The following is a 25419-nucleotide window of genomic DNA, read 5'->3' as shown; positions in this document are numbered from 1 at the left end:
GGCGTTCAAGGCGCTACTCGAAACCGGACCACGCAAGCAAAGGCTCGACCCGGGCGTGCATATCAAGGCGCGCCTTCAATCGCACAAGATTCCAGTAGTGGCCGTTGAGCGCGCGCGACAGCAGCAGCGTATCCGCTGGCGGCTGGAGGCGGTCCATCGCGCCCCACACTTTCGGCGAGAGCTCGCGCAAACGCCGATGCACGCGCACATCGCCAAAATCCTGCTCGCCGGGCTCGAACAGCGGCGCCACGCACTCGGCGGCCTCACGATAGAGCGACAGCGGCGCGCCCTGGCCCTGACGCCCACCCATCGCCATCATCGCCTCGTCCATGGCCATCGGATCACGTGCGAGTGTGGCCTTCAAAAGCGCCACCATCGCCTCGAGCCGCGCCTCGGGCACGGGGATGACCGCGCCGAAGTCATAGATCACCAGCCGCCCCCGATCATCGACGGCGAAGTTGCCCGCGTGGGGGTCGGCGTGCAGCTCGCCGAAGCTGAAAAGCTCGCGGGTGATCCAGTCGGCAAGGGTGGCGGCGACCTGCTGGCGCGTGGCATCCTCCAGGCTTTCCACCTCGCGCAGCGGCGTGCCGTCGACGAAGCGCATGGCGAGTACGTGAGTACCGGAAAGTGCGAACAGCGGCTCGGGAATCACCAGCCGCGGATCATCGGCGTAGCGCTCACGATAGCGCTCAAGCGCCAAAGCCTCGGCCTGGTAGTCGAGCTCGTCGCGAAGCCCCGCGGCGAGCTCTTCGAACAACGCGTCGAGCCTTGCCTGGGGCACCTTGAACCAGCGCCCCAGGCGCATGAGGCGTTTGAGCTGTACCAAATCGCTTTCGAGCACCGCGGAAAGCCCCGGATACTGCACCTTGAGCACCACGGTCTCGCCCTCTAGAGTGATCGCCTTGTGCACCTGCCCCATCGAGGCGCTGGCAAACGGCCGCTCTTCGATCTCGCTGAAATAGTCGTCCAGGTCGCCGTACTGAAGCACCAGCGCCTCGCGAATACGCGGCCAGGGCATCGGCTCGGCCTGGCGCTGAAGCCGCGCAAGCTCCTCGGAAAGATCCGCCGGCAGCAGGTCGTCCCACTGGGACATCACCTGGGCCATCTTCATTGCCGGGCCCTTGAGCTCGGAAAGCCCTTCGAACAGCGCCTCGCCAAGTGAGCGCCAATCCGCCTGACCGCCGAGGCGGGTTTTCAGCATCGCCCCGCCGGTGCGGGCACCCAGGCCCATCAAACGCCGTGTTCTTCCGCGATCGCGCATCGGTTTTCCTCGTTGGTCGACATGGTCGAGCGAAAGTGAGCACGCGTTTTTCGCGTTCTGCGCTCGGTTCGCCCTCTCTGATACCATAGGCGCAATTTTCCGACTCGTTAAGGTAGTGCCGGCATGCGCCTGATTATCGCCGAAAAACCCAGCCTCGCCCGCGCGATTGCCGATGCACTGCCGGGCAGTGGCCGGCGCCAGGACGGCGCCATCGTATGTGGTGACACCACCGTGACCTGGTGTCTGGGCCATTTGCTCGAGCAGGCCGCCCCGGAGGTTTACGACCCCGCCGATAAACAGTGGCGCCTGGACCGGCTGCCGATCGTACCCGGCACGTGGAAACTGGCGCCGCGCGCCAAGGCGCGGGGGCAGCTCGCGGTGATTCGCAAGCTGATCAAGCAGGCCGCCGAGGTGGTACACGCCGGCGACCCGGACCGCGAAGGCCAGCTTCTGGTCCAGGAGGTCATCGAGTACCTGAACTATCGTGGCCCTGTGTGGCGCCTTCTGGTCAGCGACCTGAACCGCCCGGCAGTGGCCCGCGCGCTTTCCAGGCTCAAGAGCAACGCCGAGTTTCAGCCGCTGTTTCAAGCTGCCCAGACGCGCTCGCGCGCCGACTGGCTCTACGGCATCAACCTGACCCGCGCCTGGACGCTGACCGGGCGCCAGGCGGGCTTCGATGGCGTGCTTTCCGTTGGCCGGGTGCAAACGCCGGTTTTGGGGCTGATCGTGCGCCGCGACAACGCCATTCGCGACTTCAGGCCCTACCCGTTCTACCCGCTCTGGGTGGATCTTCAGGTGGCGAAGGGCCAGCTTCGCGCCTGGTGGACGCCCACTGAGCGCCAGCCGCTGGACGACCAGGGCCGGCTTATCGAGCGCGCCCCGGCGGATGCGCTGGCCGCGAGCCTCCCCGGCGCCGAGGGGACGCTTGCAAAGCTCGAGCAAAACGAGAAACGCCAGAACGCACCGCTGCCCTACTCGCTCTCGGCGCTTCAGGTCGACGCCGCGCGCCGCTTCGGGCTTTCCGCCCAAACGGTGCTCGACGTGTGCCAGCGCCTTTACGAGCAGCACAAGCTGATCACCTATCCGCGCTCGGACTGTCGTTACCTTCCGCAAGAGCATCTGCCGCTGGCAAAAAAGAGCCTGACCGGCGCCTGTCAGAACGACGCAACGCTCTCGAGCTGGCTGAAAAGTGCCGATTTTTCACTTCGATCAAAGGCCTGGAACGACAAGCAGGTCGGCGCCCACCACGCCCTCGCGCCGACCGGCAAGCCCGCCGACTTCACGGCGCTTTCCAACATCGACGGCCAGGTGTTTCGCCTGATCGTGCGCAACGTGATGGCGCAGTTCTACCCGCCGCTCAAGACGTTCGAGGTTAAAGCCGAATTTCATCTCTTGAACGAGGCTTTTCGCGCCCGCGGCCAGAGCGTGCTCGACCCGGGCTGGAAGCCGCTGTTCACCACGAAAGAGGACGCCCCGCCGCTGCCGCCGCTAACGCAAAACGAGCTCTGCCGGGCGCTGAATGCCGGTGTAGAAGAGAAAGAGACCCGCCCGCCGGAGCCGTTTACCGACGCCAGTCTCATCAAGGCGATGATGAACATCGGTCGCTACGTCGAGGATGCCGAGGTGCGCCGCACCCTGCGCGACACCGATGGCCTGGGCACCGAGGCGACTCGCGCCGGCATCATCGAAACGCTGGTGCAGCGCGGCTATCTCGTGCGCAAGCAAAAAGCGCTGCGTGCCACGAAACTTGGCAGCGCTTTGGTCGCCGCACTTCCCGCCGCCGTCAGTACCCCGGAGCGCACCGCCCTTTGGGAGCAGCGACTCGGCGCGATTGCCGAGCGTGCCGACGATGCCGGTGCTTTTCAGCAGGCGCTGATCGAGGACTTGCGCGGACTTCTCGGACAAAGCGATGCGGACAAACTCAGAAAGAGCCTGCAAAGCGCAGAGGGCGAAACCGGCACCCCGGTCAAACGCACCTCCCGAAAGCGCAGCGGCGGTACTCGTTCAAAAAGCACCGGCCGCGCAAGGTTTAAGCGCAAAACCACTAGCTAGACCGCGCGCGGCAAACTACTCAAAACTCCAAAAATCGGCCAGATCGAATTCTCATACTCGACTAAAAAATATAACGGTATAAAACTATCGAACGTCTCGCGCCAACTCTTGTTCGGCGATGACCATTACCCACTCGCGCACGGCCTGTAACGATGCATCCTTTGGTCGATTTTCGGGATATGCGAGATAAAACGCACGGTCGTCGAGCTCGATTCCGAATGGCTGAATCAAACGCCCGCTCGCAAGTTCGTCCTCGATCAACTGCCGATTCATCAGAATCACGCCCTGCCCATCCAGCGCCGCCGAGATCGCGTGGCTTTCGTCGGAGAACGCGAGACCTGCATCGGTATTCATCGCAGGTAACCCTGCCGCTTCGATATAACTGGCCCAATCCATGGGCGAAACTAGCGCTTTTTGCGGGCGCAGGTGTAACAACGGGTAGCCCGCGACATCGTCCTGGAAGCGCTCGATCAGGCCCGGCGTGCAGGCCGGTAATAGCGTGGTATCGAAAAGCTTTTCGGCGGCAAGACCCGGCCAATGGCCGTCTCCATGGCGGATAGCCATGTCGGCGATCGAACCATCCAGCGCGACGGGTTCGTGGCTTGCATGAATACGCAGGTCGATATCCGGCTGCGCGTCAGCGAGCCGATACACCCAGGGAAGAAGCCAGCGTACTGCCACGACCGGCGTGGTGGTCAGCGTGATGCCCTGACGCCGGGGTCTCGCAGTCAGCCGCGCGATGGTGTGCTCGATGTTATCGAACGAACTTTCCAATACGCGCTGTAGCTCTCGCCCTTTCGGCGTCAGCTCGAGCTGCCTGGGGCGGCGTCGAAACAGGGCAATGCCCAGCGCTTCTTCGAGCCCCCGAATTTGGTGACTCACGGCCGTCGGCGTGACCGAAAGCTCCTCGGCAGCCCGCTTGGCGCTTTCATGACGCGCCGCCGCCTCGAAGGCCTTGAGTGACGCAAGCGAAGGGAGTTGTCGCCTGCTCATGAGTGAATTCACCTCATCCATGGTCGAAGAAATGATCGTTTGTGAGCGCATTATAGTGCGCCCTATGCTGACGCTACAGTTTTATTCGGATCAAACGATTCATTCAGGAGGATTCATGACTCATCTTCTTCACCTGGACGCTAGCGCCCGCCCCGGCATCGCCGGTACCGACCTTCACGGGTCGCTCAGCCGCCGTTTGTCGCAAACGTTCGTAGCGCAGTGGCAGGCCACCCGGCCCGGGGATACGCTGACGTATCGCGATATTGGCCAGCGCCCACCCAGCTTCATCGACCATGACTGGATCGCCGCCGCTTTCACGCCTGACGCCCAGCGCAGTGCATCCATGAAAGCCGCGCTTAAAGAGAGCGACCGACTGGTAGAGGAGCTGATCGAGGCGGATATTCTGGTGATCGGCTCGCCGCTTTATAACTTTTCCATGCCGGCGGCGCTGAAAGCGTGGGTCGATCAGGTCATCAGGTTAGGACGTACCGTGGCCTATGACGAGCACCGCGAACCGGTTCCACTGCTTGCCGAACGACAAAGACACGCCGTCATTCTCGCTGCCCGAGGCGGCACGGATATGGGTCCCAACGAGGCCATGGCGCATATGAATCATCTGGAGGCGAGTATGAGATCGGCGCTGAACTTCATCGGGATCACCCGGATCCACGCCGTTGCCATCGAAGGCCAGGAAGAAGGTGGCGAGGTGCTGGAGAACTCCATTAATCACGCGCAGCGGGACGTAAAAGCGCTGGTCGCCAAACTGCAAGCCACGCTCCGAGCGTCTGGTGAGTAACAGGGCTCGCCGACCTTGTACGAAAGCATTGAAGCAGCAAGAATCGATGTTCGAAATAACGATATGTAACGCTCCAAAACTTCATTTGATTCCATACAATAGGACTTGCCAGCACATTTTCTTTTATCGACTCAATCAGGAGAAATCGATGTCGATCGCATTCTTGCACGTCGGGAGTAATACTCCCCGTAAGCTCCCATGACCTCGCTTGGCTGGTGGCTGTCGGTAGCCCTTTTCTCGATCTCGATGAGCGGAACGCCAGGCCCGAACAACGTCATGCTTACCGCCTCTGGCGCGCTTTACGGCTACCGGCGCACGCTGCCGCACATTGCCGGCATCATGCTCGGTTGCATGACGCTTTTCATGGGTATCGCCCTCGGGCTTGGCGCGCTGTTCGAGCGCTACCCGGTGATTCAGCAGGGGCTCAAGGTCGTGGGGGCGGCTTACCTGCTCTACCTGGCGTGGAAGATCGCCAGCGCCCCGCCGCCGAACCTGGTCGCGCGCGAAGGTGCGCGCCCGCTGACCGCCTGGCAGGCGGCGGCATTCCAGTTCGTTAACCCCAAGGCGTGGGTAATGGGTATTGCGCTGGTCGCGGGTTTCATGCCCCAGGACGGCCCTCTGTTCGTAAACGCCTTGGTACTGGCGCTGCTGATGGAGGGCGTGGCGTTTTTCTGCATTTCGCTCTGGGCCGGGTTCGGTATGGCGATCGGTCGACTTTTGACCACACCTCGCGCATGGCGCATTTTCAACGTGGCGATGGGGCTTGCCACGGCGGCCTGCGTCGGGTTCATCATTAGCTGAGCGTATCGCTTTTCAGAAAATGCAGCGGCTAGAATAGCGCTTCACCGTTGAGGGTCAGCTGGCCCTGCTCCCACTTGAGGGTTTGTTGATCGCGTTCAGCATCGATCAAAAAACGCGCCATCAGCGGAAGCTCGCTGAGCACCGCTTGCGGCGGGGTGGCCATGTTGACTTCGAAACGGGTGCGGCTACCAAAATAGGCGTTGGCTTGCGCCTCACTCATGGGAGCGTTTTGAGGCTCGATGAGCTCACTTGCCGGTGTATCGGTATGGCGCGCGAGGCTGTAAAACGCCTCTTTAGAGAGGCTCTCGCCGTCGAAGCCCATGTCGATCTGAAGGCGCGGTTTGAAATCCAGATTCAGCGCCGGCACGACGATATGGGCGTCGAGCGGGTCGATATTGACCGCGGGGCTACTGGCCAGAAAGGTGTAGCCGCTGTCGATTGCTTCGTTCAGCGACTCGCGGTAGCGCGCCTCATCGAAACTGGCCGGATCCTGCTCGCGGCGATAGTCCAGGGCAGTCAGCATGGCGAAGGCTTCGTTGTAGTCCTGAAACGCCTGCATGTCCAAACGCTTTGCGGCGAGATCCATTGAAAGGCTGCCCATCGATGTCTCGTCCACGCCGACATCTGCCACCTGGAGGGTGGCACTTTGATCGACCCGCCGGGGGTTGCCTTCAAGCTCAGGGGAAGGCTGCGTGAGGGCGTCGAACGTCACGTCGCTCAGGTAGACGTTGAGCCCCCGGGTTGCGATCTCTGCGCGGGGGAGTTCGAGTCGCTGTACTACTTCGCTGCCCTGGTCGCCGCGGGTATCCATTTCGAAACGTGGCGCATTCAGACGCACGACCGATCCATCGACGTAGGTAAACCCAAGCGATTGGATACGCGTATCGACGTGCCAGCGCGTCTCGTCCTCGATATCGAGATCCATCACTAGCCCGGTCGCTTCACCATGCAACTCTTGAAGGCGAAGTGTATCGGCGGTGAGCTGGCCTTCGGCGCCGCTCAAGGATGCGACCATGTCGATATCGATATCGCCCTCGAACAGCGCCTCGCTTGGCCGCAGGGTGCCGGTCACCGGGCTTTTGAACACGCCGTGGTCCACGCGTAGATCGAGCGCGGCGGTGGCCTCGTCAAACCCGACGGCGCCGAGCGTGGCGCGGGCGGTGGTCGAAAAAAGCGAGCGGTCGATGTCGATTTCGCTGACTTGCCAACCAGGCGAGGCGTCGATGCGCGACAACACCTGGTTCAGCGATTTTTCTACCTCGTGCCCTACCACCGCCTGGGCGCCCAGGTAGCCGCCTGCACCGACCACGACAACGGCGCCTGCAATCATCCACGCTTTCGAGCCAACGGCCATACCCACTCCCTCTTGCACGTTCAAAAGTGGTCGAGCTTAATTTAATGATGATTATTGTTTCAATGACATTCACCTCGAATGCTTCGCGCGGGGCGGTACCACCCACCAGCTGGCTCCGACCAGCGCGCCAAAAATCGAGTAGACCACCACGAACACCCACTCGGGCGCGGTGTAGTAAAGAAGCCGCTGCAGCCAGTGCTGAATGAACGCGCCGGAGTAGCTCGCCTGCCCCGCCTGGGCGCGAAGCGCCATTTCGAGCGTAGTCAGCGGACATACCAGGCCCAGCCAGGCCTGTACCACCACGTAACCGATGGCGGCCAGGTGAATGATTCGAAAGCCGCGGTGGCGCACCCAGCGCCAGCCCCAAAGTCTTCCGGCGTAGATCGCCAGCAGCCCGCCCACCACGAAGGCGACGAACAGCACATGAAAGAGCAATACGATATCGGCCATCAAAAGGTAGGCGCTGGCAGGCATGGCGTTTCACCGAGCAGGAATCGAGAAGCAAAAGGCATTTTATCTTCAAACGCCCCAGGTTGAGACGCCATCAAACGAGCGGCGTTTCACGCGGCGGGCGAACATTTCAGACAACGTTCATCAGGCAACACTCAAGGTTTTGGCTTTATCATTGCCTTGATCAGAAAGCAGGTTTGATTAATACACAATTGCCCGCCTTCGGTTTCCCTGGTAGCGTGAATTCGCCGGGCCACACGGCTTTACGCCTCCACCCCAATAACATCCCCGGTGCACGCCAGAACACTAAAACCATAATGCCCGGAGGCGAGAAAATAGATGTCCCAAAAATCCGAGTCGACCGACGTACCCGTAACGCCGGCCAAAAAGAAGCGCGCCATGCCGGATGTGTTCATCATCCTGTTTGGCTTCATGGTGTTGGTACTGATCGCGTCCTACATCGTGCCCGCCGGCACTTACGAACGAACGGTTGAAAACGGGCTGACTCAGGTCGATACCGAGAGTTTTCGCTACATCACCGGGGATACGCTCAGCGTAATGGACCTGTTCACCGCCATGCACAACGGCCTGGTGGCAGCTTCGACGCTGATATTTTTGATTTTGATTGTGGGCGGGGTGCTCAAGGTCATCGAAACCACCGGGGCGATCAGTTCCGGCATTCACCGTTTGATCGCCTTGGCAAAAGGCCGCCAGAACGTGCTGATCTGGATCTTTTGCACCACTTTCGCAACGCTTGCCTCGATCGGCGTGGGCGCCAACCTGGCGATCGCCTTCATTCCCATCGGTTTGTATCTGGCCCGCTCGATGAAGCTCGACCCGGTGGTTGGCGTGGCGATCATTTTTCTAGGCTCCTACGCCGGCTTCGGCGCCGGGGTATTCGATCCTACCGTGACGGTTACCGGTCAGACCATCGCGGAGCTTCCGCTGTTTTCCGGCTTCGTCTACCGCGGCGCCATTTTCATCGTCTTTCTGGCCGTGACCGCGCTTTACATCTGCCGCTACGCCGGGCGTATCAAGCGGGACCCGCGCGCCAGTGTGATGGGCAGTGAGGCGCTGACGGCAGCGTACGACAGCGAGCACAACGACGAGCATCACGCCTTTACCTTGACCCATAAGCTGGTGCTGGCGCTGTTCGTGCTCGGGTTCGGCTTTTTCATCTTCGGCGCCTTTCGCTACGGCTGGAGCATCCCGCAGCTTTCGGCCACCTTTCTGATGATGGGCGTCGCGACCGCCGTGATCGCGCGCATCTCGCCCAACGAGTTCATTCGCCGCTTGATGAGCGGCGCCGGCGAAGTGCTTTACGGGGCGCTGGTCATCGGGGTCGCCGCGGCAGTCATCGTGCTGCTGCGCCAAGCGCAATTGATCGACACCATCGTACACAGCGTGGCGAGCTCCCTGGACGGCCACGGTAAGGTCATGGCCATGGAGCTGCTTTACGGCTTCAATCTGCTGTTCAACGGATTGATCACCTCGGGCACCGGGCAGGCGGCGATCGTCATGCCGATCATGGTGCCCATCGGCGACATGCTGGAAGTGACCCGTCAGGCCACCTTCATCACCTTCAAGCTCGGCGATGCGGTGACCAACATCGTCACGCCGCTTTCCGGCACGCTGATGGCGTGCCTGGCGATCGCCCGCGTCTCTTATATTGAGTGGTTCCGGTTCGTGCTGCCGCTGGTACTGCTTTGGATCGTGATTGGCGGTGCCTTCGTTGGCGTGGCCGTGGCGATCAACTACGGCCCTTTCTGAGCTTACGTTCTCGAGGCGGCGTTTGGGCTCGCCTCGAGCAGACGCTGCTCGAGAAATTCAAGAAAGCTCGCAATGTGGTCGGGCAAATGGCGATCCGCCATGACCTGCACTTGCAGGCTGCGCTGGCCAAGCTGGGGCTCCTTGAACGGTAGATGTAAAAGGCCGTCGCTCGCCACTCGCCCACTGACCGCGATTGCGCTGCACAGGCCCACCATGAACGGGTGCGCCCTCACCGTCGCGTGAGTCACCCCCATTGTGTTACAGGCAATGCTCGGAACTAGCTTCACTCCGGAAAGGCTGCAGGCGACGTCGATCAGATGGCGCACCGTCGAGCCCGGCGACGACAGAACCAGCGGGTATTCGATCAGATCGCGCATTTCGAGAGCGGGCTTCGCCGCCAGCGGATGCCCCCTGGCCATCAGCGCGCCGATGGCGGCGCGATGGCTCGACAGCACCTTGACCCCGATATCCACCGAGAGGCTGAACGTCAGCGCGATGTCTGCTTCGCCCTGTTTGACCAACTCCGAAGCGCGAGCAGACTCGACCACCCGGAGATCGAAGCCGACCTCCGGGTGATCCTGAATGAAGTGCGCGATCGCGCTGGGTAGAAAATGCCACGCCATGCCGTCCGGGCAAGCGATGGTCACGGTACTGATTTCGCGCGTGGTTGCCTCACGCATCTGCTCGATGACGCTTTCGAGCTCGAGCCGGTTACGTAGCGCATACGCCTGAAGCAGCTCCCCCGCCTCGGTGAGCGCCATGCCGCGGGGTTTGCGCACAAACAGCGTGAGTCCCAGGCGCTGTTCCAGGTTGGCGATCTGTCGGCTGACCGCCGACACGGCCACGTGAAGCTCTTGCGCTGCCGCCGACAGCGAGCCGGTCCTGGCCACGCTTTGAAAATAGCGCAGATTGAGTTCCTGCATCGTCGCTTTCGCCTCGCCCAAAGTCTTGCCAAAATTGGAAAGATAACTTGATATATTATTGATGGCGGCAAACCTTCACAAGCGATAGGCTCGAATCATCCTTTCCTCTTCACCGCGAGACTCGCCATGACGAATGCTCAAGCCTGCCGACAGCACGCCATCGACCTGGCGCTTAACGAACTCTCCAACGGCAATTTCTACCGCGTGCTTGGTCGCCGCGTTGCGATGCGTACGGTCAGCCAGAGCACCGAGTGCGGTCCGATGCTGGAGAAGTATCTTGACGATGAGATCACCCCGCAGCTCGAGAAGCTGGGCTTTCGCTGCCAGCGCATCGACAACCCGCAGCCGGGCATGCCGCCGCTTCTACTCGGCGAGCGCCTGGAAGACGAGGCGCTTCCTACGCTGCTGTTGTACGGTCACGGCGATGTCACCGATGGCCAGGAGGGCAAGTGGGACGAAGACATCGAGCCCTGGAAGCTGACCTTTGTCGACGACCGCGTCTACGGCCGGGGCACCGCCGACAACAAGGGCCAGCACTGCGTCAACCTGACGGCGCTGGAAGCGGTGATCACGGCGCGCCAGGGCACGCTTGGCTATAACGTCAAGATCCTGTTCGAAATGGGCGAAGAGATCGGCTCGCCGGGGCTCGAAGAGACCTGCCGGCGCTATCGCGAGGCGCTCAAGTCGGATCTGTTTCTCGCCTCGGACGGCCCACGTATCCGCGATACCATGCCGACGCTTTTTCTTGGTTCGCGCGGCGTACTTCAGTTCAAGCTTTCGCTCGATACGGGCAACGGCGATCGCCACTCGGGCAACTGGGGCGGCGTCATCACCAACGCCGCGGCGGTGCTGAGTAACGCCCTGGCCACGCTGGTATCGCAAAGCGGTGAAGTGCTGGTCGACTTTCTCAAGGCCCCCGCGATCAGCGACGAGGTCAGCCGCCTGATTCGCGATTTGCCCGTGGGCGGCGGCGCCTCGGACCCTATCATCGACCCGAGCTGGGGTGAGAAAGCCTTGAGCGACGGCGAGCGCCTCTACGGCTCGAATACCCTCGAGATTCTCGCTCTCGGCGCAGGCAGCCTCGAAAAACCGATCGGCGCGGTCCCGGAGCGCGCCGAAGCGGTACTTCAACTGCGCTTCGTCAAGGGTACCGATTGGCAAGGGGCCGAGGCGAAGCTTCGCCGTCATCTCGCCGAGAAAGGCTTCGAGGCCATCGAACTCGAGATTCTGGGCGGCTACGCGGCGACCCGGCTCGACCCCGGCCACCCCTGGGTCGAGTTCGTTGCCAGCTCCGCCGAGCAGAGCCTGGGCGAGCCCGTGCATATTTTGCCCAATCTGGGCGGCACGATCCCCAACCACTGTTTTGCCGATGTGCTCACACTGCCCACGGTCTGGCTGCCCCACTCCTATCCAGCTTGCAACCAGCATGCGCCCAACGAACACTTGCTCAACACCATCGTCGAGCAGGGTCTTGAAATGGCGACCGGGGTCTTCTGGGACCTGGGCGAGCCGCACAAGCGACACTTTCTTTCCAACGTCGGGGCGTGAACACCATGACGACAACGAACAACACCGTCGACAACGAAGACATCCACTGGGACCAGGACCTGAGCTACGGCCAGTATCTGGAGCTCGAACGTCTGCTCTCCTGCCAGCAAACCGCATCCACCGAGCACGACGAGCTACTGTTCATCGTGATCCACCAGGTCTCCGAGCTCTGGATCAAGCTCTGCCTGCACGAGGCCCACGGCGCCGCCCAACACATCGAGGCCGACAACCTGTCACCGGCGTTCAAGATGCTCAGCCGCGTGGCGCGCATTCAGGAGCAGCTGATCAAGGCCTGGGAAGTGCTCGTGACCATGACCCCGGCGGACTATGCGAGCTTTCGCGATAGCCTTGGCCAGAGCTCCGGCTTCCAGTCCTACCAGTATCGTGAAATCGAGTTTCTGCTCGGCAACAAGAACGCCAGAATGATCGAGGCGCACCGCGAAAGGCCCAGAGACTACCAGAAGCTTCAGGACGCTCTGGCCGCCCCCAGCATCTACGACGTAACGTTGAGGCTTCTGGCGCGGCGCGGCTTCGATATTCCGGCGGAAAAAACCGCGCGCGACTGGCGCGAGCCCTATACCCCCTGCCCCGAGGTAGAAGCCGCCTGGACCGACGTCTATCGCCACAGTAAGCAGCACTGGGATCTTTACGAACTGGCCGAGAAGCTGGTCGACGTGGAGTTCAACTTCCAGCGCTGGCGGTTCAACCACATGAAAACCGTGGAGCGTATTATCGGCTACCGCCGCGGCACCGGCGGCACCGCCGGGGTCAACTACCTGGTCAAGGCGCTGGACCTGCAGTTCTTCCCCGAACTCTGGAGCGTCAGGACCACGATCTAGCGCCCCTTTTCAAACGCGTACCCACGGCGGCATTCGATTTGCGGAGAACACCATGAGCGACACTCTGAACGGCGTTACCCTGAAAAGCGCCTGCGAGCGCGACCAGCGCGACCCGCTGGCTCCTTTCAAGCACCACTTCGCCCTACCCGAGGGTATGCTTTACCTGGACGGTAACTCGCTCGGCGCCCAGCCGCTGGCAGCGCGAAAGGCGGTCGGTGCCACGCTCGATCAGTGGCGCGATGAGCTGATCAAGGGCTGGAATCAGGGCTGGTTCGACGCCCCCGAGCGGCTGGGCAACCTGCTGGCACCGGTGATCGGCGCTCAATCTGGTGAGGTATGCGTCACCGACAACATCACGCTCAATATCTTCAAGCTATTGGGCTATATCACCGGCCAGGCGCCGCTTGAGCGCCGCATCGTGCTCTCCGAGGGCGGCAACTTCCCCACCGACGGCTATATCGCTCAAGGGTTTTGTCAGCAAAGCGGCTTCGAGCACCGCTTTTTGCCCGAGAACGCTTTACTTGCCGAGCATCTAGACGGCGTGGCGGTCGTCGTGCTCAGCCAGGTAAACTATCGCACCGGCCAGCTTCGCGACATGGAAGCCACCACCCGACTGATCCACGAGTACGGCGCAGAAGTGATCTGGGATCTGGCCCACTCCGCTGGCGCGCTGCCCGTTCATCTCAACGCCAGTGGCGCGCGCTTTGCGGTGGGCTGTACCTACAAGTATTTGAACGGCGGCCCCGGCGCGCCGGCGTTTCTGTACGTGCATGAAAGCGTTCAAAACGGCGGCTGGCAGCCGCTCTCCGGCTGGCACGGCCACGCCGCGCCGTTTGCCTTCGATGCCGACTACGCCCCCGCGGGCGATATCTCGCGCTTTCGTACCGGCACCCACTCGGCGCTCGCCTACACCGCGCTCGAGGCCTCGCTCGAGCTTTGGGCCGAGGTCGACATGAACGCGCTGCGCGAGAAAAGCCTGGCGATGACGAACCTGTTTCGCGAGTGCCTGGCGGATCTGTTCGACGCCCGGGGCATCGAGGATATCACCCCGGCGGCAAGGCAGCGTGGAAGCCAGGTCTCGCTGATCGATAACGACAACGGCTACGCCATCGTGCAGGCGCTGATCGCGCGTGGGGTGATCGGCGACTACCGTGAACCCGGCCTGATGCGCTTTGGCTTCACGCCGCTCTACCTGAGTTTCGAGGACGTGTGGCAGGCGGCGCGCCACTTCCGCGAGGTGGTCGAAAGCGGCGAGTTCAAGGACCCGGCGTTTTCCGTACGCAGCGCGGTGACTTGAGTCAATATGAGCGATTCGACCAGGGATCTTGCCTACTCGCCGAGCCACTTCGCTCACGCTTATGAGGCGACGCTCGCCCGCCAGGCCGCCGCCGGCCGAGGGCTTGTTGAGCGCCACCCTCCGCTTGCGGTGAATTCAGGCGCGGCGCAAAGCCCATGCTTCAATCTTTTCATTCCGCAAGGCGCCGGGCCCTGGCCGCTGATGGTGTTCATCCATGGCGGCTACTGGCAGGAGCTCGATCACACCGCGACCGACTTTCTCGCCGGGCGCTATCTCGCCCAAACCACGGCGTTCGCCTCGATCGACTACGATTTGGCCCCTGATGTAACGATCGACACGATGATCGACCAGTGCCGCCAGGGGCTAAAGGCCGCCTACCGGGCGCTCGAGGCGCATGGCGGCGTTTCGTCGATCAGCCTGGGCGGCCACAGCGCCGGCGCCCAGCTGGCGTACTGGGTCGCCGCCAGCAGCGAGATACCCATCGACCGGCTGCTGCTGGTCAGCGGCGTGTATGATCTAACGCCTTTAGTGGATACCTATGTCAACGAGGCGTTAAAGCTCGACATCCCCCGTGCGCGGGCCTTGAGTCCGCTTTATGCGCCGCTCGAAGGTTTACCGCCCTGCCAGCTCGTCATCGCCGAAAACGACCCGCCCGCTTTTCACACCCAGACCGACCGATTCAAGGCGGCGCTGGAGGCGGCGGGTGTGGCGGTTACGCGGCGCTACGTGAAACGCTGCGATCACTTCGACGTGCTGGAGCACCTGTAGCGGGTAACGCCTGGCGCTCAGTCGCTATAAACCCCCTCGGCGCCGGACTCGGCAAACGCCCAGCACTGGTGAATATCGATGGGCAACGTGCGGCCCTCGGAAAGCGGCGGCAGGTCGTCGAGGGCGAAGAACTCGGCGGCGTCGGTTTCGTTGTTGGCCTTGAACGCGCCGCCCTCCAGGGTGCAGACGTAGAACAATTTGTAGATGTGATCCGGCGAGTAGTAGGCGTAGGGGTGAAGGCTTCGGTCCTTGAGCATCGCCAAGCGCGGGTGGCTGGCACGGTGGCCGGACTCCTCGAAAATCTCCTTCAGCACGCTTTCGCTCGGGCTTTCGTTGACGTCGGCCCAGCCGCCGGGCAGCGTCCAGAGGCCATCCTTGATCTCGCGCACCAGTAGCACCCGGTTCTGATCATCGAAGACCGCGCCACGCACGTCTACCTTGGGGGTGGCATAGCCCTTGTCGGGGATGATCAGGTTCTCGATCTTCTCGATGGGTACATCGCCCAGTACGGCGAACATCTGATTGGTCAGGGTCTCGAGCTGGCGGTAGCGCTCCAGCTCGTACTTATTGGTGGTGTAGGTCTGCCCGGTTTGGGCGATGGAGCGAAGCGATTTGGCAAAGGCGAGCCAATCGTGAGTCATGCATGCTTTCCTTATCAGTGCGGCCTACCAGGTGGTGCCGGCATCCGGCGGGCCGAGGTCAATGGGGGTGTCAGGGGCGATATCCACCACCCCGTCGATGTGTTTGATGCGCTCGGCGGTGGCGCCGTCGGCCTCGCCGGTGATACAGCCGATCTCCTCCATCAGCTCGCGCACGGTCAAACCCTCGCGGCGCAGTCGCTCGGCAAGCTCTGCCACCGAGCAGCCGCTGGCAATGGTGACGATCCAAAGCTCGATTCTTGCCACGAGGGCTCTCCTTCGATGACCGACGCTGGCGCGCGTCGGCACTGATTCGACGTCAGGGCGCCTGGACCAGCCCGGCACCCACCTGTTCCTGGCTCAAGGGTAACGCTTGAGCCGAGTCGACCAGGCGCTGCCAGAGCGCTGGCCCTCTCAGGGAGGCATCCGATTGCGCCCAGAGCGCGGCGCACCCGGCCACATGCGGTGTAGCCATGCTGGTACCGCTGATCGTCTTGTGATTGATCGGCCGCGGCCAGGCAGAAAACACATCGCGCCCCGGGGCTGCGATGTCAACCTTGCCGACGTTGGAAAAATTCGAGCGCGTAAGGCTCGGGTCGAGCGAGCCGACCGAGAAGATGGTCGGCGAATTCGCGGGCGCCCCGGTCGGCGCATTTTCGTTACCCGAGGCGGCAATCATCAAACAGCCCTTTTCGAGCGCTGCCGCCCCGGCTTTGGTGTAGGCCATTTGCACCGGGCTTTGGCTGCCAAGCGACATCGAGATCACCTCACAGCGATTCGCGAGTGCCCAGTTCATGCCCGCCAGAACGCTGGCGCCGGTGCTGCTACCGGCATCGGTGAGCACCTTGCCGACGTGAATCTCCGCCTCGAAGGCGACGCCGTAGCCCGGCCATTTTCCCGCTGCCTTGCGCGGGCCGGTGGCGGTGCCGATACAGTGGGTACCGTGACCGTTCATGTCCTGCACCGGCTCACCGACGAAGGAGCGACTTTCGATCACACGCCCGGCAAAATCCGGATGCTTCACATCCATGCCGGAATCCAGCACCGCGATCTTGATGCCCGCGCCGCTGAAACGACTTCGAGCCGCCTTGCAGCGCGAAAGCCCCCAAGTGATGTCACGCACGGCCGGGGGCTCGTCGTCCCGGTACTCCGATCCGACGTCGGCCAAATCCCGCGCGATGGCGTTGGCCGCGCTTAGAAAGCCACGCAGATACTCGCTGCTCTCCGCAAAGGCGAAGTACTCGGGTTCGATGAGTTCGATGGCGGGCCGTTTGAAGGCGTCGTCGTGGATGCTCATGCCTCGGCGCTCCAGCGCGTCACCGCCAATCAATACGACGCCCAGCTGTGGGAAAATCATCGCCTCGGCGTCACCGGCGTCCTCCAGGTTCACCGCCTGAGCGTCGAAGTCGCGAGCGTCGGCGATCTTGAGCTGGCACGCTTTCAGCGCCGCGATTCCCTCGTCCAGCATGCCGTCGCGCAAGCTGATCAGATACCGTCCCGTCTCCAGGCAGCAGTCGTCGCGCTCGAGTGCGTCCATCAAGAGCCGATGCGAGCCGCAGGCGATCGAGCGAAGCGGCGCACCGCCGCCATGAGAATTTTCCGCCATCCAGGCCTCCTTTGAAAGCTCGGGCGCCGGTAACGAACATCGGCGCCGGATCTGTCACTTCAGCGTAACTTAACCCATGATCTTCGCCAGCACGTCAGGTCAGTGACGCGAAAGTCCCGGCGTGTCAGGCGCCGCCTGGTGCCCTTGTTTCAGCCATGATGTTCGCGATGGATGGCCCAAACGACGAACCCGATGAGTACCGCCTGCAGCGGCAAGCGCAGATACAAAAGCCAAACCGGAATCGCCGGAAACTGCGCCGAATGGATCGCCATATGCACATTGGCGGGAAAGACCGCCACCATCAGCGCGACCAGCCCCCAGCCGGCGAACCGCCGTGACCGGCGAAACAGAATGCCAACGGCGCCGAGCAGCTCGAAGCCGCCGCTGATCAGCACCAGCTCCCGGTGATAGCCCAGATAACCGGGCATGGCGCGCATGAAAAACTCGGTCAGGGTGAAATGCGCGACCCCGCCGATGAGAAAGAACGCGGCGATGATGAGTATGGGAACGCCTGGCATGACAACTCGCTCAAGAAAGCTGGATGAAATTCGGCGGCCACTGACGAAGACGATCATGCATTTGAAAGCGTCGCGCTCAAGGGCAGACCGCCCCGGCCGATAACTCATGAAATCGTCGATCAGAGACCGCCAATGTTCAACCTTCGCCTCAAGAAAAAGAAGAACAATCGGACTGAAAGTTCAGCAACGCTTCGTCAGATTCAGCATCAGATGGAGCGCGGCATGCTCTCTATCACCCTGGATGCCGAACTTCATATTACGGCGGTCAATCAGGGCTTTGCCGAGGCGCTCGGCTACCGGCCGGGTCAGCTTCTGGGGCAACCGATGTCGCAGATCGTGCCTTCCTACGTCAAGGAGCTCGCCTGCTTTCGGAATTTCAATAACGCCATCGCTACGTTCACGCCGATCAACGATAACTACCGCTACCTGCGATCCGACGGCTCGATGATCTGGCTGAACATCGACTGGATGCCGATTCGTGACAGACACGGCCGCCTTGCCCGGGTTCAAGGGTATGGCCGCGATGTGACCGACCTGGTCGAAAGCGCCAAGGAGAGCGAGTCGTTCATCGCTGCCCTTCTTCGCTCTACCGCGGTGATCCAGTTCAACCTGGATGGCACCATCATCACCGCCAACGAGCAGTTTCTTCAGGCAATGGGCTACCGTCTCGGTGAGATCGTGGGCCAACACCACCGCATGTTCTGCACCGCCGAAGAAGTCGCCTCGCCAAGCTACGCCCACTTCTGGCAAAAGCTCAATAACGGTGAATTCGTGGCCGACCGCTTCAAGCGCCTCGATAGCCGGGGCTCGGAAGTCTGGCTAAGGGCAACCTATAACCCGGTTTACAACGCCGACGGCTATCTGTGGAAAGTCGTAAAGTTCGCCACCGTTGTCACCGATCAGGTCGCCAAGGAAGCCCAGGTACGCGAAGGGGCGCACCTGGCGTTCGATATTTCTCGACAGACCGACATAAGTGCGGACAAGGGCGCCACGGTCGTTAGCCAAACGGTCGAGACCATGCAGCAGATCGCCTCGCAAATGCAGTCGGCGACCGAAAGCGTCGAGGCGCTGGGCAAGCAGTCGCTACAGATCAATACCATCGTGGGCACGATCGGCAGCATCGCGGAGCAGACGAACCTGCTGGCCATCAACGCTGCCATCGAAGCCGCCAGAGCCGGGGAGCAGGGGCGCGGCTTTGCGGTGGTTGCCGAGGCGGTGCGCAAGCTCGCGGCCAGCACTCATGATGCGACGATGCAGATAGAACGTGTCGTCAAGCAAAACCGCGCGCTGTCGGATGAGGTCATCGAGCGAATGCTCGATACACAAAAGGAGACCGAGCAGGGCCTGGCGCTGGCGGGGGAAGCGGGCACGGTCATCGTCGAGATCCAGGCCGGCGCCAAGCAGGTCGTCGATGCAGTGCGCCGCTTCTCCGACGAGGTTCGTTGAACCCACCGCCTTCTGCTCTCTCTCGTTCACGTCCCCAAAGCCCCAAAAAATTCGGTGACAGGCTGATGGCTTTGCATCCATCCTTATCCCAACGGCGGGACCATCACCCGCTCGACCAATGCAAGATACTTGAATACCGCCAGTCACAGGGATGAGAACCGCAATGGCGCGAATAGTGATCACGGGAGGGCTTGGTTATATCGCCTCCCACTGCGTCGTGGAGCTTTCCAGGAGAGGCATCGACATTGTCCTCGTCGACAACCTCAGCAACAGCTCGCTCGAAACCCTGAACCGGTTGGAAGCGATCACCGGGCAGCGTATCGAGTTCCACGATCTCGACATCAGAAACACCGCCGCGCTGGAAGCGCTCCTGGCTGCTCAGCAGGTCACCGCCGTGATGCATTTCGCCGGGCTCAAATCGGTCACCGAGTCCTGGGAGAAGCCGCTGGACTACTACGACAATAACGTGGCGGGTACGATCAGTCTGATCAAGGCAATGGGCAAGGCCAACATCCAACATCTCGTTTTTTCGTCGTCGGCCACGGTTTACGGCATTCCCGAGACGCTGCCGGTAAGCGAGTCGGCCCCCCGTTCGGCCACCAACCCTTACGGGCAGTCCAAGCTGATGCTCGAACGCCTGCTCGAGGACCTGGCCCACGCCGACAGTGGTTGGCACATTGCCTGTTTGCGCTACTTCAACCCGGTAGGCGCCCACGACTCCGGGCTGATCGGCGAGGATCCGAGAGAGACGCCCAACAACCTCATGCCCTATATCGGCCAGGTCGCCATCGGCACGAGAGCCGCGCTTCGCGTGTTCGGAAACGACTACCCCACGGAGGATGGCACCGGCGTGCGCGATTTCATTCACGTCACGGATCTGGCGTTGGGCCACGTGGCGGCGCTGGACTACCTGCTTGGCGGCGAGCATGGCGGCTTTCGCGCCTTCAACCTTGGGCGAGGCCAGGGGATTTCAGTGCTGGAACTCATCGCCGCTTTCGAAAAAGCGAGCGGCTGCGCCATTCCCTATACCATCGATGCCCGCCGCCCGGGCGACGTGGCGGCCTGCTACGCCGACCCCGAACGAGCCAACACCGAGCTCGACTGGTGCGCCGAGCGCGATATCGACACCATGTGCCAGGACGAATGGCGTTGGCGCAAGAATAATCCCAACGGCTACCGCTAGCCGTTGGAGACGGGGTCAGCTAACCGGAATCATCACCACCTTTTGAAACGCGGGGCGCTCGGTCAGGGCCTGATACCAGCGCTCGAGATGGGTGCGTGGGTTCCAGGTCAGCCCGCAGTTCCACAGATTGTAGATCAGCGGCGCGACGGCAATGTCCGCAAGCCCGAAGGCCTCGCCGGAGAGCCAGGGCTGCCCTTCTAGCGCGTCGTCGAGCATGGCGAAGAGCGTTTCGCACTCGGCGGTGCCGGCCTCCAACGTGGCCTGGTCGCGCGCCTTTGGCGGGGTGCGCACGTAGCCCATGAGCATCACGCGGTGCGCCGGGCTCAGCCGCGTGGCGGACCAGTCCATCCATTTCTCCATTTGGGCGCGTTTGGCGGCAGGCTCGATCCAGAACGCGCTCTGGCCGTACTCGGCGGCCAGGTAGCGAAGAATGGTATTGGACTCCCAAAGCGTGCTTTCAGTGGCATCGTCTTTCAGCACCGGCACCAGCGCATTGGGGTTCATTTTTCTAAAGTCGGCGGTGTCGTTGACCCCGTGTTCCAGCCCGGCCTGAATCTGATCGAAAGCGATCTCCATCTCCTCGAGCATCCAGCGCACTTTCTTGAGATTGGTGGAGTTGTCGCGCCCCCAAAGCGTAATCATGGCAATCCTTGTCGTTGGTTGATTTAAAAACCCAGTCTGACGCCCGCCAGACTCAGAGGCAAGATGCCCAGACCCTCACCCACCGCTGTAACATTCACCACTCACCACTCACAATTTACCATTCACAACTCACGACTCACGACTCACCCCCCTCATAAAACGTCATCAGACTCGAAAAATCGAGCCGACCATGACCGCCGGCCTTGTGCAGCGTATAAAGCGCCCGGGCCGCAGAGCCCATTGGCACCGGGGCAGCGCTTTGCTGGCTGATATCCATGGCCAGGCCCAAATCCTTGATCATCAGATCGGTCAGGAAACCGCCCTGGTAGGCTTTCGAGGCCGGGGCGTTCTCCATTACCCCCGGGTAGGGGTTATAGACGTTCAGCGCCCAGTTGCCGCCGGAGCTCTGTTTCATGATTTCGGAGAGTACCGCGGGATCGAGGCCGTTTTTCACCCCCATGTTGATCGCCTCGCAGGTGCCGGCCATCAGGATCGCCAGCAGCATGTTATTACACGCCTTGGCCACCTGCCCCGCACCACTCTCACCGGCGTGGAAGATGTTCTTGCCCATCACTTCGAGCACCGGTTTGGCCTTTTCGAACTGGGCCGCCTTGCCGCCGACGATGAAGGTCAGCGTGCCTGCCTGGGCGCCGCCCACGCCGCCGGAGACCGGCGCATCGATGAAGTCGATGCCCTTCTCTTCGGCGGCGGCGGCCACCTTACGCGCGGTGTCGGCATCAATGGTGGAGGAGTCGATGACCAGCGCGCCGGGGGCGATGACATCGAAAAGCGGCGCCTCGCCATCAACGAACAGCGCGCGCACGTGCTGTCCGGCGGGCAGCATGGAAATCACGATCCGAGCGTCTCGCGCGGCGTCCCGAGCCGAGGCGGCGACTTCGCAGCCGTGCTCCCTGGCCGTGGCCAGCGCCTGTTCGCTTAGATCGAAAGCGCGCACGTCGAAGCCCGCTTTCGAAAGATTCGCCGCCATGGGGCCACCCATGTTGCCAAGACCGATGAATGCGATGGTGGTCATGATCGTTATCCTTGTTTTTTAGTGGCGGTGCTTGAAGCAGACGCTTGACTGCGTCAGCCGAGTGAGGCCAACGGGCTCTGCTCCCAGGGGGAGGCCAGCAGCTCGTCGATGAAGTACTGCTCGACGGAGGCGACGTCCGGGTAGGTCCAGGCCGGGTTGCCATCCTTGTCGACCAGCAGCGCACGCACGCCTTCGGGAAACTCCCGGTGGCGACAGCACTGCACCGAAAGCGAAAGCTCCGAGCGAAACACTTGGGCCAGCGACATGTAGCGCGCGCGCTTGAGCTGCTCGTCGATCAGCGCGATCGACACCGGGCTTCCGTGGGCCAGGGTTTTCTGGGCGCGGCTGAACCAGGGGTCGTCGCTTTCGACTGCCAGTATGGCGGCGACGGTCTGCTCGGTGGTGTCGTGATCCATCAGCTCACGAATCAGCGGTGTGGCTTCGAGTACCGGGGTTTCCTGCTCGGCGAAGTGCGCGCGGGCCTGATGCTCGAGCTCTCTGAGCGCCCGGCTGACCACGCCGTGGGCGTCGATACTGCCCTGCTGGTTCCAGCGCGCGGCGGTAAGCTGGTTCAACAGCGCCTCGAACTGGTCGCTTTTCAGGCAGCGATCGGCCAGGCCCAGATGCACGGCGTCCACCGCGTTGACCGGGCTTCCGGTCATGGCCAGAAAGCGCCCGGTGCCGACCGGCAGGCGGTTGAGAAACCAGCTGGCGCCCACGTCCGGGTAGAGACCGATGGTGACCTCGGGCATGGCAAGTCTTGAAGTTTCGGTCACCACGCGGTGGCTCGAAGCGCTGAGTAGCCCCATGCCACCGCCCATGACGATACCGCTGCCCCAACAGATTACCGGCTTAGGGTAGGTATGAAGCGTGAAATCGAGCCGATACTCGTGGGTGAAAAAGCGCTCGGGAAAGTCCGAGTCGTTGCCCTCGGTAATCGAGCGGTAGAGGCTGACCACGTCGCCGCCGGCGCAGAACGCCTTCTCGCCGGCACCTCGCAACACTACTGCAACGACCTTCGGCTCTTCCTGCCAGCGCTCGAGCTGCGGCTGCATCGCCTCGATCATCTCGAGGGTCAGGGCGTTGAGCGAACGCTCGGCGTCGAGCCTGATCTCGCCGACGATGTGGCCATCGCGTGTGGCGTGCTCGGTAAACAGTACGCTACTCATTGGAGCATCCTTGTGCCATTGAACGTTCCCTCACTATAGCTCGCCGGCGCCTTCGGCCAACACTCGGCGGGCGATGATCAGACGCATCACCTCGTTGGTACCTTCAAGGATGCGGTGCACCCGGGTGTCGCGCACGAAGCGCTCCATCGGGTACTCCTTGATGTAGCCGTTGCCGCCGAAAAGCTGCAGCGCCTCGTCGCACACCTTGAAGCCGATATCGGTAGCGAAGCGTTTGGCCATGGCGCAGTAGGTCGGCGCATCCGGGTGGCCGGCGTCGAGCCGGCTCGCGGCCATACGCACCAGCTGGCGCGCCGCCACGAGCTCCGTAACCATATCGGCCAGGCGAAACTGCAGCGCCTGAAACTCCGCCAGCGCCCGGCCGAACTGCTTGCGCTCGCGCAGGTAGTCGCGGGCCTCGTCGAGTGCGCGCTGGGCGGTGCCGATCGAGCAGGTGGCGATATTGATGCGCCCGCCGTCGAGGCCCTTCATGGCGATCCTGAAGCCCTCTCCTTCGCGCCCCAGCAGGTGATTGGCCGGCACGCGTACGTCATCAAACGTCACCATGCGCGTAGGCTGGCTGTTCCAGCCCATCTTCTCCTCCTTGCGCCCGTAGCTAATGCCATCGGTTTTGGCGTCCACGGCGAAAGCGGAAATGCCGCCAGCGCCTTCCCCGCCGGTACGCGCCATTACCACCAGAAAGTCGGTACTGCCGGCCCCTGAAATGAACATCTTGCTGCCGTTAAGCACATAATCATCGCCGTCGCGCCTGGCCGTGGTCTTGAGCGAAGCGGCGTCCGACCCCGCCCCCGGTTCGGTCAAACAGTAGGAGCCCAGCCGCTCGCCGGTGGCAAGTAGTGGCCCCCACTGCTCGACCACTTCGGCCTGACCAAACTCCGCAAGCATCCAGGTGACCATGTTGTGAATGGTCAGATAAGCCGTGGTCGAAGTGCAGCCCATCGAAAGCTGCTCGAAAATGATGCTCGCATCCAGGCGCGAAAGCCCGAGCCCGCCAACGCTTTCCGGCGCGTAGAGCGAGCAAAAGCCAAGCTCCCCGGCTTTCCTGATCACATCGACCGGAAAATGGGCTTCGCGGTCCCATTCGGCGGCGTGGGGGGCGAGTTCCTTGTCGGCGAAGCCTTTGGCAAGCTCAGCAAAGGCCCGCTGGTCGTCGCTTGGCTCGAAATCCATGGCGATATCTCCTCGCGTACCCGGTCCTGGCGACACCGGGTCGGCTGTGGTTGTTATATGAGCGTTTTTAGAATTGACGTTAACGTAAACTTATAGCCCTGATTACCGGCATGCAATGCTCGGCGCCCTCGACCTTTGGCGTAGACGCGCTACTTGAAGTTCTTGCGATAGAGCGTGGCCAGTTCACCAACGATGCCGCTTCGAAAGCTCAATACGCAGACGACGAAGATGAGGCCCAGAATCACGCTGACCCAGTTGCCCATCGGCGATTGCGCCAACATATGCTGAAGGCTCACCACCAGCGAGGCGCCCATCAACGGGCCCAAAAGCGTGCCAACCCCACCCAGCAGCGTCATCAGGATCACCTCGCCGGACATGTGCCAGTGAGCATCGGTGAGCGAGGCGAGCTGAAACACGATGGTCTTGGTGGAACCGGCAAGCCCGGCCAGCGCCGCCGAGAGCACGAACGCCACGAGCTTGTAGGCATCGACGTTGTAGCCAAGCGAAATGGCCCGCGGCTCGTTCTCGCGGATCGCCTTGAGCACCTGGCCGAAGGGCGAGTGCACGGTGCGCTGGATGAGCGCAAAACCGAGCACGAAGATCGCGAAGACGACGTAGTACATCGACAGGTGATTTCTCAAACTGATGATGCCGAACAGCTCGCCGCGCGGCACGCCGTGCAGGCCGTCCTCGCCGCCGGTGAACGGCGCCTGGATGAAGAAAAAGAACATCAGCTGGGCCAGCGCCAGGGTCACCATGGCGAAATAGATCCCCTGGCGGCGAATCGACAGCACCCCGAACAGAGCACCCAAGAGCGTCGCGCAGAGCGTGCCCGCCAGAATGCCGAGCTCCGGCGTGAGCCCCGGGTAGCTTGCCAGCAAATAACCGGTCACATAGCCGCCGGTGGCTAGAAACGCCGCATGGCCAAAGGAGAGAAGCCCGGCGTAGCCCAGCAGCAGGTTGAAAGCGCAGGCAAACAGCGCAAAACAGAGAATCTTCATCAGAAAGACCGGGTAGGCCAGAAACGGCGCCACCAGCCCAAGTGCCAAAAGCGCTGCGTACAAAAGCGCTCGACGCTGGCCGGCCCGGCGTTTTCTCCTTGCGACCGCCCCCGGCGCGCTTAGCGTTGTAGAGTCCGACATGG

At 62.0% G+C, this 25419-nt stretch carries 24 protein-coding genes; 10 read left to right on the top strand and 14 right to left on the bottom strand.

The genetic code is table 11. The features are described from left to right. Positions 1-13: 13 nt before the first annotated feature. Positions 14-1261, bottom strand: a complete 1248-nt coding sequence (locus tag ACGK9R_RS04810; protein WP_394578763.1) for an ABC1 kinase family protein — start codon at positions 1259-1261, stop codon at positions 14-16. A 123-nt stretch (positions 1262-1384) separates the two neighbouring features. Here ACGK9R_RS04810 and ACGK9R_RS04805 point away from each other — a divergent pair, with 123 nt between their 5' ends. Further along, on the top strand, positions 1385-3313 hold the full coding sequence (locus ACGK9R_RS04805) for a DNA topoisomerase 3 (protein ID WP_394578761.1): 1929 nt from the start codon (positions 1385-1387) through the stop codon (positions 3311-3313). Positions 3314-3397: 84 nt separating this feature from the next. Here ACGK9R_RS04805 and ACGK9R_RS04800 read toward each other — a convergent pair whose 3' ends face one another. Further along, positions 3398-4306 (bottom strand): LysR substrate-binding domain-containing protein, encoded by a 909-nt coding sequence (locus ACGK9R_RS04800; RefSeq protein WP_394578759.1) that lies wholly within the window; start codon positions 4304-4306, stop codon positions 3398-3400. Here ACGK9R_RS04800 and ACGK9R_RS04795 point away from each other — a divergent pair. Further along, positions 4305-5102, top strand: coding sequence for an FMN-dependent NADH-azoreductase (locus ACGK9R_RS04795; protein ID WP_394578757.1), 798 nt, complete (start codon positions 4305-4307; stop codon positions 5100-5102). The two genes, ACGK9R_RS04800 and ACGK9R_RS04795, sit on opposite strands and share 2 nt — an antisense overlap. A 198-nt stretch (positions 5103-5300) precedes the next feature. Next, positions 5301-5903 (top strand): LysE family translocator, encoded by a 603-nt coding sequence (locus ACGK9R_RS04790; RefSeq protein ID WP_394578754.1) that lies wholly within the window; start codon positions 5301-5303, stop codon positions 5901-5903. Positions 5904-5931: 28 nt separating this feature from the next. Here ACGK9R_RS04790 and ACGK9R_RS04785 read toward each other — a convergent pair whose 3' ends face one another. Both ACGK9R_RS04785 and ACGK9R_RS04780 read right to left on the bottom strand, forming a co-directional pair. Next, entirely contained in the window at positions 5932-7257 is a 1326-nt protein-coding gene (locus ACGK9R_RS04785) for a DUF945 family protein (RefSeq protein WP_394578751.1), read from the bottom strand. A 69-nt stretch (positions 7258-7326) separates the two neighbouring features. After that, complete coding sequence (locus ACGK9R_RS04780) at positions 7327-7731, bottom strand: DUF2784 domain-containing protein (protein WP_394578749.1); 405 nt, start codon at positions 7729-7731, stop codon at positions 7327-7329. 315 nt (positions 7732-8046) lie between these two features. Here ACGK9R_RS04780 and ACGK9R_RS04775 point away from each other — a divergent pair, with 315 nt between their 5' ends. Beyond that, positions 8047-9477 (top strand): YfcC family protein, encoded by a 1431-nt coding sequence (locus ACGK9R_RS04775; RefSeq protein WP_394578747.1) that lies wholly within the window; start codon positions 8047-8049, stop codon positions 9475-9477. Positions 9478-9479: 2 nt separating this feature from the next. Here ACGK9R_RS04775 and ACGK9R_RS04770 read toward each other — a convergent pair whose 3' ends face one another. Next, on the bottom strand, positions 9480-10400 hold the full coding sequence (locus ACGK9R_RS04770) for a LysR family transcriptional regulator (RefSeq protein WP_394578745.1): 921 nt from the start codon (positions 10398-10400) through the stop codon (positions 9480-9482). A gap of 126 nt (positions 10401-10526) precedes the next feature. Here ACGK9R_RS04770 and ACGK9R_RS04765 point away from each other — a divergent pair, with 126 nt between their 5' ends. Genes ACGK9R_RS04765 through ACGK9R_RS04750 form a run of 4 tightly spaced genes read left to right on the top strand, consistent with a single transcriptional unit; the run spans position 10527 to position 14852 of the window. Then, positions 10527-11948: a M20 family metallopeptidase gene (locus ACGK9R_RS04765; protein ID WP_394578743.1), complete on the top strand. Its 1422-nt coding sequence runs from the start codon at positions 10527-10529 to the stop codon at positions 11946-11948. 5 nt (positions 11949-11953) lie between these two features. Next, positions 11954-12787 (top strand): tryptophan 2,3-dioxygenase, encoded by an 834-nt coding sequence (gene kynA, locus ACGK9R_RS04760; protein ID WP_394578741.1) that lies wholly within the window; start codon positions 11954-11956, stop codon positions 12785-12787. Between the two features lie 52 nt (positions 12788-12839). After that, on the top strand, positions 12840-14084 hold the full coding sequence (gene kynU, locus ACGK9R_RS04755; protein WP_394578739.1) for a kynureninase: 1245 nt from the start codon (positions 12840-12842) through the stop codon (positions 14082-14084). A 6-nt stretch (positions 14085-14090) separates the two neighbouring features. Next, positions 14091-14852, top strand: coding sequence for an alpha/beta hydrolase (locus ACGK9R_RS04750; RefSeq protein ID WP_394578737.1), 762 nt, complete (start codon positions 14091-14093; stop codon positions 14850-14852). Between the two features lie 17 nt (positions 14853-14869). On the opposite strand, the gene ACGK9R_RS04745 is transcribed toward ACGK9R_RS04750, so the two are convergent. The 4 genes from ACGK9R_RS04745 to ACGK9R_RS04730 form a co-directional block, all read right to left on the bottom strand. Further along, a complete protein-coding gene (locus ACGK9R_RS04745; RefSeq protein ID WP_394578735.1) occupies positions 14870-15493 on the bottom strand; it encodes an NUDIX hydrolase in 624 nt (207 codons plus the stop codon). Positions 15494-15517: 24 nt separating this feature from the next. Further along, complete coding sequence (locus tag ACGK9R_RS04740) at positions 15518-15757, bottom strand: hypothetical protein (RefSeq protein ID WP_394578733.1); 240 nt, start codon at positions 15755-15757, stop codon at positions 15518-15520. Between the two features lie 52 nt (positions 15758-15809). Beyond that, positions 15810-17096 carry a S8 family serine peptidase gene (locus ACGK9R_RS04735; RefSeq protein ID WP_394578731.1) on the bottom strand — a complete coding sequence of 429 codons (1287 nt, stop codon included), beginning with the start codon at positions 17094-17096 and terminating at the stop codon, positions 15810-15812. Positions 17097-17245: 149 nt separating this feature from the next. Then, positions 17246-17614 carry a DoxX family protein gene (locus ACGK9R_RS04730; protein WP_394578729.1) on the bottom strand — a complete coding sequence of 123 codons (369 nt, stop codon included), beginning with the start codon at positions 17612-17614 and terminating at the stop codon, positions 17246-17248. A 132-nt stretch (positions 17615-17746) separates the two neighbouring features. On the opposite strand from ACGK9R_RS04730, the gene ACGK9R_RS04725 reads away from it, so the two are divergent. Beyond that, complete coding sequence (locus ACGK9R_RS04725) at positions 17747-19060, top strand: methyl-accepting chemotaxis protein (protein WP_394578727.1); 1314 nt, start codon at positions 17747-17749, stop codon at positions 19058-19060. A gap of 163 nt (positions 19061-19223) precedes the next feature. Further along, complete coding sequence (gene galE / locus ACGK9R_RS04720; protein ID WP_394578725.1) at positions 19224-20243, top strand: UDP-glucose 4-epimerase GalE; 1020 nt, start codon at positions 19224-19226, stop codon at positions 20241-20243. A gap of 15 nt (positions 20244-20258) precedes the next feature. On the opposite strand, the gene ACGK9R_RS04715 is transcribed toward galE, so the two are convergent. The 5 genes from ACGK9R_RS04715 to ACGK9R_RS04695 all read right to left on the bottom strand — a co-directional run bounded on the left by ACGK9R_RS04715 (position 20259) and on the right by ACGK9R_RS04695 (position 25417). Then, entirely contained in the window at positions 20259-20885 is a 627-nt protein-coding gene (locus ACGK9R_RS04715) for a glutathione S-transferase family protein (protein WP_394578723.1), read from the bottom strand. Between the two features lie 136 nt (positions 20886-21021). Further along, positions 21022-21918, bottom strand: a complete 897-nt coding sequence (gene mmsB / locus ACGK9R_RS04710; RefSeq protein ID WP_394578721.1) for a 3-hydroxyisobutyrate dehydrogenase — start codon at positions 21916-21918, stop codon at positions 21022-21024. Between the two features lie 53 nt (positions 21919-21971). Next, on the bottom strand, positions 21972-23087 hold the full coding sequence (locus ACGK9R_RS04705; RefSeq protein WP_394578719.1) for an enoyl-CoA hydratase/isomerase family protein: 1116 nt from the start codon (positions 23085-23087) through the stop codon (positions 21972-21974). Between the two features lie 33 nt (positions 23088-23120). Continuing rightward, the gene (locus ACGK9R_RS04700) at positions 23121-24275 is read right to left on the bottom strand and encodes an acyl-CoA dehydrogenase family protein (RefSeq protein ID WP_394578717.1); all 1155 of its coding nucleotides are present in this window, start codon (positions 24273-24275) and stop codon (positions 23121-23123) included. A gap of 149 nt (positions 24276-24424) precedes the next feature. After that, positions 24425-25417 carry a branched-chain amino acid ABC transporter permease gene (locus tag ACGK9R_RS04695; RefSeq protein ID WP_394578715.1) on the bottom strand — a complete coding sequence of 331 codons (993 nt, stop codon included), beginning with the start codon at positions 25415-25417 and terminating at the stop codon, positions 24425-24427. Positions 25418-25419 lie beyond the last annotated feature (2 nt).

Origin of the sequence: Halomonas sp. HNIBRBA4712 (assembly GCF_043558675.1) — a bacterium.
In the GTDB taxonomy this organism is placed as follows: domain Bacteria; phylum Pseudomonadota; class Gammaproteobacteria; order Pseudomonadales; family Halomonadaceae; genus Vreelandella.
This window is presented reverse-complemented; position numbering and strand designations above follow the sequence as displayed.

Bases quoted from the DNA above. Each gene is read 5' to 3' on its own strand.
- ACGK9R_RS04810 (WP_394578763.1), bottom strand. From the start codon at position 1,261: ATGCGCGATCGCGGAAGAACACGGCGTTTGATGGGCCTGGGTGCCCGC.
- ACGK9R_RS04805 (WP_394578761.1), top strand. From the start codon at position 1,385: ATGCGCCTGATTATCGCCGAAAAACCCAGCCTCGCCCGCGCGATTGCC.
- ACGK9R_RS04795 (WP_394578757.1), top strand. From the start codon at position 4,305: ATGAGTGAATTCACCTCATCCATGGTCGAAGAAATGATCGTTTGTGAG.
- ACGK9R_RS04800 (WP_394578759.1), bottom strand. From the start codon at position 4,306: ATGAGCAGGCGACAACTCCCTTCGCTTGCGTCACTCAAGGCCTTCGAG.
- ACGK9R_RS04790 (WP_394578754.1), top strand. From the start codon at position 5,301: ATGACCTCGCTTGGCTGGTGGCTGTCGGTAGCCCTTTTCTCGATCTCG.
- ACGK9R_RS04785 (WP_394578751.1), bottom strand. From the start codon at position 7,257: ATGGCCGTTGGCTCGAAAGCGTGGATGATTGCAGGCGCCGTTGTCGTG.
- ACGK9R_RS04780 (WP_394578749.1), bottom strand. From the start codon at position 7,731: ATGCCTGCCAGCGCCTACCTTTTGATGGCCGATATCGTATTGCTCTTT.
- ACGK9R_RS04775 (WP_394578747.1), top strand. From the start codon at position 8,047: ATGTCCCAAAAATCCGAGTCGACCGACGTACCCGTAACGCCGGCCAAA.
- ACGK9R_RS04770 (WP_394578745.1), bottom strand. From the start codon at position 10,400: ATGCAGGAACTCAATCTGCGCTATTTTCAAAGCGTGGCCAGGACCGGC.
- ACGK9R_RS04765 (WP_394578743.1), top strand. From the start codon at position 10,527: ATGACGAATGCTCAAGCCTGCCGACAGCACGCCATCGACCTGGCGCTT.
- kynA (WP_394578741.1), top strand. From the start codon at position 11,954: ATGACGACAACGAACAACACCGTCGACAACGAAGACATCCACTGGGAC.
- kynU (WP_394578739.1), top strand. From the start codon at position 12,840: ATGAGCGACACTCTGAACGGCGTTACCCTGAAAAGCGCCTGCGAGCGC.
- ACGK9R_RS04750 (WP_394578737.1), top strand. From the start codon at position 14,091: ATGAGCGATTCGACCAGGGATCTTGCCTACTCGCCGAGCCACTTCGCT.
- ACGK9R_RS04745 (WP_394578735.1), bottom strand. From the start codon at position 15,493: ATGACTCACGATTGGCTCGCCTTTGCCAAATCGCTTCGCTCCATCGCC.
- ACGK9R_RS04735 (WP_394578731.1), bottom strand. From the start codon at position 17,096: ATGGCGGAAAATTCTCATGGCGGCGGTGCGCCGCTTCGCTCGATCGCC.
- ACGK9R_RS04730 (WP_394578729.1), bottom strand. From the start codon at position 17,614: ATGCCAGGCGTTCCCATACTCATCATCGCCGCGTTCTTTCTCATCGGC.
- ACGK9R_RS04725 (WP_394578727.1), top strand. From the start codon at position 17,747: ATGTTCAACCTTCGCCTCAAGAAAAAGAAGAACAATCGGACTGAAAGT.
- galE (WP_394578725.1), top strand. From the start codon at position 19,224: ATGGCGCGAATAGTGATCACGGGAGGGCTTGGTTATATCGCCTCCCAC.
- ACGK9R_RS04715 (WP_394578723.1), bottom strand. From the start codon at position 20,885: ATGATTACGCTTTGGGGGCGCGACAACTCCACCAATCTCAAGAAAGTG.
- mmsB (WP_394578721.1), bottom strand. From the start codon at position 21,918: ATGACCACCATCGCATTCATCGGTCTTGGCAACATGGGTGGCCCCATG.
- ACGK9R_RS04705 (WP_394578719.1), bottom strand. From the start codon at position 23,087: ATGAGTAGCGTACTGTTTACCGAGCACGCCACACGCGATGGCCACATC.
- ACGK9R_RS04700 (WP_394578717.1), bottom strand. From the start codon at position 24,275: ATGGATTTCGAGCCAAGCGACGACCAGCGGGCCTTTGCTGAGCTTGCC.
- ACGK9R_RS04695 (WP_394578715.1), bottom strand. From the start codon at position 25,417: ATGTCGGACTCTACAACGCTAAGCGCGCCGGGGGCGGTCGCAAGGAGA.